This window comes from Micromonospora sp. KC606 (assembly GCF_004348675.1).
Taxonomy (GTDB): domain Bacteria; phylum Actinomycetota; class Actinomycetes; order Mycobacteriales; family Micromonosporaceae; genus Micromonospora.
In genome coordinates this window covers 1-5,364 of the sequence record NZ_SMKN01000302.1, presented here as the reverse complement: position 1 = coordinate 5,364, position 5,364 = coordinate 1, and the positions used below count along the sequence as shown (strand labels likewise).

The window sequence follows — 5,364 nt, the reverse complement described above, 5'->3', positions numbered from 1 at the left end:
GCGGCGACCCGGCGTGGGTGGGGCGGCACGCCATGCGGGAGACTTGCTGCCATGGCGGCTCGTGGCTTCCCGTACACCGATCTCAAGGACTTCCTCGCGGCGTTGGAACGTGCCGGTGAACTGCGGCGGGTGAGCGTCCCGGTCGACCCCACCCTGGAGATCAGCGAGATCGTCACCCGGACGGTCCGCGCGGACGGCCCGGCACTGCTCTTCGAGCGGCCGACCCGGGGCGAGATGCCGGTCGCGATCAACCTGTTCGGCACCGAGAAGCGGATGGCGATGGCGCTCGGCGTCGAGTCGCTGGACGAGATCGGCGACCGCATCGGCGCGCTGGTCAAGCCGGAGCTGCCGGTCGGCTGGTCCGGCATCCGCGAGGGTCTGGGCAAGGTCATGCAGCTCAAGTCGGTGCCGCCGCGCAAGGTGAAGACCGCCCCCTGCCAGCAGGTCGTCTACTCCGGCGACGACCTCGACCTGAACAAGCTGCCCGGCCTGCAGGTCTGGCCCGGCGACGGCGGGATCTTCCACAACTACGGGCTGACCCACACCAAGCACCCGGAGACCGGCAAGCGCAACCTCGGCCTCTACCGCCTCCAGCAGCACAGCCGCAACACCCTCGGCATGCACTGGCAGATCCACAAGGACTCCACCGCCCACCACGCCGTCGCCGAGCGGCTCGGCCAGCGGCTCCCGGTCGCCATCGCGATCGGCTGCGACCCGGTCGTCTCGTACGCCGCCTCCGCCCCGCTCCCCAGCGACATCGACGAGTACCTGTTCGCCGGGTTCCTGCGCGGCGAACGGGTCGAGATGGTCGACTGCCTGACCGTGCCGTTGCAGGTGCCGGCGCACGCCCAGATCGTGCTGGAGGGGTACATCGAGCCCGGCGAGCGGCTGCCCGAGGGGCCGTTCGGCGACCACACCGGCTTCTACACCCCGGTCGAGCCGTTCCCGGTCCTGCACGTCGAGACGATGACCACGCAACGCAACCCGGTCTACCACTCGATCGTCACCTCGAAGCCGCCGCAGGAGGACCACGGCCTCGGCAAGGCCACCGAGCGGATCTTCCAGCCGCTGCTCAAGCTGCTGATCCCGGACATCGTCGACTACGACCTGCCCGCCGCCGGCGTCTTCCACAACTGCGCGATCGTCTCCATCCGCAAGCGCTACCCGAAGCACGCCCAGAAGGTCATGAACGCGATCTGGGGGGCGCACCTGATGTCACTGACCAAGCTGATCGTGGTGGTGGACGAGGACTGCGACGTGCACGACTACCACGAGGTCGCGTTCCGCGCCTTCGGCAACGTCGACTACGCCCGCGACCTGCTCCTCACCGAGGGCCCGGTGGACCACCTCGACCACTCGTCGTACCAGCAGTTCTGGGGCGGCAAGGCAGGCATCGACGCCACCCGCAAGCTGCCCGCCGAGGGCTACACCCGGGGCTGGCCGGAGGAGATGAGCATGTCGCCGGAGGTCGTCTCCCTGGTCGACAAGCGCTGGAAGGAGTACGGCATCTGATGGCCGTCACCGAGGCCCCGGCGGACCGCCCCGGGCGGGTCAGGTCCTTCCTCAAGCTCGTCGCCATCGAACACTCGGTCTTCGCGCTGCCGTTCGCGTACCTGTCCGCGCTGACCGCGATGCAGGTGAACGGCGGGCGGGTGCGCTGGGTTGACCTGCTGCTGATCACCGTGGCGATGGTCGGCGCGCGGACGTTCGCGATGGCCGCCAACCGGATACTCGACCGGCGCATCGACGCGCGGAACCCGCGTACCGCCGGCCGCGAACTGGTCACCGGGGCGGTGAGCGTGCGGACGGCCTGGACCGGCGCGGCCGTCGCCCTGGTGGTGTTCCTCGCCGCCGCCGCCCTGCTCAACCCGCTCTGCCTCGCGCTGGCGCCGCTCGCCGTGGTGCCGCTGGTCGTCTACCCGTACGGCAAGCGGTTCACCAACTGGCCGCACGCCATCCTGGCGATCGCCCAGGCGGTCGGGCCGGTCGGCGCCTGGCTCGCGGTCACCGGCACCTTCACCGGCTCCGGGCCGGCGTGGCTGCTCGGTGCGGCCGTCGGCCTGTGGATCGGCGGCTTCGACCTGATCTACGCCTGCCAGGACGCCGAGGTCGACCGGGAGATCGGCGTGCGCAGCGTCCCCTCCCGGTACGGGCTGCGCTTTGCGCTGCACGCCTCGACCGTCGCGCACGTGGTGACCTTCGCGCTCTTCGTCTGGTTCGGGGCGCTGATCGGGTTCGGCTGGCTCTGGTGGATCGGGCTGGCGATGACCGCCGTCGCCTTCGGCTACCAGCACCTGGTGGTCAGCCCGACCGACCTGAGCAAGGTCAACCGGGCGTTCTTCACCGCCAACGGCTTCGTCGGCATCGCCCTGTTCGTCTTCGCCCTACTCGACCTGGTCGCCCGCCTCGGCCTGCGCCCCTGACCTCATCCACCCGCTTTCCGCAGCGCGCTCGAGGTGATCCTTTGGGCGTCCCTGCGCCCTGAACCGGGCCTTCCTGAGGCATGGCGGCCCGCCTCGGCCTGCGCCCCGGCCCGGCGTCCCCGCGCCCCGGCCGTGGCGCGCGCGGCAGGGGTCAGGTGGCGGTCGGGACGACGTAGCGGCCGCTCTCCACCGTCCAGTCCACGGTGCCGCGGACGGCGTTCGCGACCCCCTCGAGGTGGGCGGCGACCGCCGGGTCCCAGGTCGGGCCGAACGACGGCACCGAGGCGCGCAGCGCGACGAAGCGAGCCATCTCCTCACGCCACCGCCGCGCCACCAGGTCCACCGCCGTCTCCACGGGCACGCCGCGTTCGGTGGCCAGTGCCAGCACCAGGTTGTGCCCGCCGGAGGTGAGCCGGTCCCGGTCCAGGGAGGCGATGTCGTTGTACCAGGAGAGCAGGTCGTTGCCGAGCGTGCCGATGCGGCGTAGCAGCGGGTGGTGGTACACCGCGTCGGGCAGCGGGCGGCCGGTCGCGAACTCCACCAGCAGGTACGACACGTACGCCGCCGAGGTGGCCCGGCGCAGCTCCACGTACTCGGTCACGGAGGGCGCCCGGCCCGACTCCTTGGCCACCGCCTCCCGCCACGTCCCGTCGAGGTGGTGGGCGACCGCGTCGACGAAGCGGGACCGCCAGCGGGCCGGCAACCGGCGGCGTGGTTGGCGCCACGCCTCCACCAGCAGCCGGCGCAGCGGCCCGCCGAAGCCGGGTTGCCGCCGCCGTGGCCCGTCCCGCAGCAGGGTTGTCGCGCCATCCCGCAACGCCCGGATCCGCGCCGGAGGCAACCCGTCCGGCCCGTCGCACGCGTCGTCGACCAGGAAGAACCAGGTGAAGATCAGGGCCAGGGTACGCAGGTCCGGCTCGGTGGTATCGGGGTATAGGCGGCCCGCGTAACGGGCGAACCCCGCCTGGTCCAGCCGCCTGCGGCCAGCCGCGTCCAGCGGCAGCCCCAGTTGGGGCAACATCTCCAGCAGCCACTCCTGCACCGGCCCCGCGTGCGGGGAGAGTCGGGGTGCGATCGGGCACCCGGACCGGAGGGACCTGAGGATCTCTTCGATCATGCCCGATCCCTCCGTGCGGCGTGATCGCCGACGGCAGCTTGCCATTCCCGCACAGATCCCGCCGACCGACCCGGACAATAGGGGCGAACAGCGGCTCCGAGGGCGGCGACCGGCTCAACCCGACGACCAGGCAGGCTGGGGGGATGCGCGAACCATGGGTGGTCGGGGTCTCCGGCGCGTCCGGCACCCCGTACGCGGCGGCCGTCGTCAACGGGCTGCTCGACGCCGGTGAACCGGTAGACCTGATCGTCTCCCGGGCCGCCCGGCTGACAGTGCTCGACGAGACGGGCCGGCCGTTCCGCGACGGGCACTGGGCCGAGGACCTCGCCGCCTGGCTGGGCCGGGACCTCACCGGCGCGGACGTGCGGCACTGGCCGGCCGGCGACATCGCCGCCGGCCCGAGCAGCGGCTCCTACCGGGTACGCGGGATGGCGGTGGTGCCGGCGAGCACAGCAGCCTGCGCGGGCATCGCCATCGGGCTCTCCAAGGACCTGTTGCAGCGGGCAGCCGAGGTCAACCTGAAGGAGCGCCGGCCGGTGGTGCTGGTGCCCCGGGAGACGCCGGTCACCCGCAGCCACCTGGAGCACTTGATCGCCCTGCACGACGCCGGCGCGGTGGTCCTCCCGGCGAGCCCCGGTTTCTACGGCGCCGGGGCCACCGCCACCGCCCAACAGCTGATCGACTTCGTGGCCGGCAAGGTGCTGGACGCGCTCGACGTGCCGCACACCCTCTTCCAGCGCTGGTCCGGCCGGCTCAACGCGGACCGGCCCTGACCATCGGTCGGCGTGCCCCGGGCCTCGACGGACGCGGACCGAACCCGTCGGCCGGCCCGCGTATCCGTGTCGCTCCCGTCAGTACATCCCGGCGTTGGCCGGGCCCGGGCCGGTCGAGGCGGCGGGGCCCACGTTGCGTGGTTTGCCCATCTCCTCCGCCTCGTCCAACATGCCCTCCCCTTCCAGCAGGGCTCGCACCTCGGATTCCCGAAACCGGCGATGCCCGCCTGGAGTCCGGATGCTGCCTATCCGGCCGGCTGCCGCCCAACGCGTCACAGTCTTCGGGTCAACCCGAAACAGCGCGGCGACCTCACCCGGTGTCAGCAGGCGATCTCCAGTGTCCACAGCCCCCTCCTCGCGTCGACGAAGCCCTCGGCTGAACACACTGCCCCCGGCCGGTGCGAGCCCAGAGCCGTCATGAGGGACGTATGGCAATTACAGCACCAGCGACCTGGCCTGTCCGCCAAACGCGAAAAACGCACGGAGTGGGAAGTTAGTAAATGCTACCGGCGTGCCGCTCCTTCGACCGATGGTCTGCGAACTGTGACGGTCTGTCATGTCCAACGGAGTCCGGCCGTCGGCCGTTACGGCTGGGCGGCTAGGGTCACACTCCGTGGATGCCATCGACCGGAGCCTCGTCGGGCTGCTGCGCGGCAACGCCCGCCTGTCGTACGCCGAACTCGCCCGACAGGTCGGCCTCTCGGCGCCGGCGGTGCACGAACGGGTCGGCAAGCTGGAATCCGGCGGGGTCATCCGCGCGTACCGGGCCGAGGTCGAGCCGGAGTCGATCGGGCTGGGGGTGACCGCGCTGATCGGCATCGTCGAGGACTCCACCGCCGACACCGACGACGTGCTTGAGGCGTTCCGGCAGATGCCCGAGATCGAGTCCTGCTACTTCATGGCCGGCGTCGAGTCATTCCTGCTCAAAGCCCGGGTCGGCACCATCGCGGAGTTGGAGCAGTTGATCGTGCGACTCAACCGCACCCCCGGCGTCGCCTCCACCCGCACCGGCATCGCCCTGTCGACGAAGTGGGAGAACCGCCCCCAGCCC

6 protein-coding genes are annotated in these 5,364 nt (G+C 71.5%); 4 read left to right on the top strand and 2 right to left on the bottom strand.

Annotated elements, in window-relative coordinates:
* Positions 1-51: 51 nt before the first annotated feature.
* Entirely contained in the window at positions 52-1,512 is a 1,461-nt protein-coding gene (locus E1193_RS29760) for a menaquinone biosynthesis decarboxylase (protein WP_132186470.1), read from the top strand.
* On the top strand, positions 1,512-2,423 hold the full coding sequence (gene mqnP / locus E1193_RS29755; protein WP_132186469.1) for a menaquinone biosynthesis prenyltransferase MqnP: 912 nt from the start codon (positions 1,512-1,514) through the stop codon (positions 2,421-2,423). Before E1193_RS29760 ends, mqnP begins: the two co-directional genes overlap by 1 nt.
* Positions 2,424-2,574: 151 nt before the next feature.
* Here mqnP and E1193_RS29750 read toward each other — a convergent pair whose 3' ends face one another.
* Positions 2,575-3,540 (bottom strand): terpene synthase, encoded by a 966-nt coding sequence (locus tag E1193_RS29750; protein WP_132186468.1) that lies wholly within the window; start codon positions 3,538-3,540, stop codon positions 2,575-2,577.
* A 143-nt stretch (positions 3,541-3,683) separates the two neighbouring features.
* Here E1193_RS29750 and E1193_RS29745 point away from each other — a divergent pair, with 143 nt between their 5' ends.
* Complete coding sequence (locus tag E1193_RS29745) at positions 3,684-4,313, top strand: UbiX family flavin prenyltransferase (RefSeq protein WP_132186467.1); 630 nt, start codon at positions 3,684-3,686, stop codon at positions 4,311-4,313.
* Between the two features lie 78 nt (positions 4,314-4,391).
* Here E1193_RS29745 and E1193_RS29740 read toward each other — a convergent pair whose 3' ends face one another.
* On the bottom strand, positions 4,392-4,658 hold the full coding sequence (locus E1193_RS29740; protein ID WP_088976967.1) for a BldC family transcriptional regulator: 267 nt from the start codon (positions 4,656-4,658) through the stop codon (positions 4,392-4,394).
* Between the two features lie 268 nt (positions 4,659-4,926).
* Between E1193_RS29740 and E1193_RS29735 the strand changes: the two genes are divergently transcribed.
* The coding region (locus E1193_RS29735; RefSeq protein ID WP_132186466.1) for an Lrp/AsnC family transcriptional regulator at positions 4,927-5,364 on the top strand (438 nt) is incomplete at its 3' end.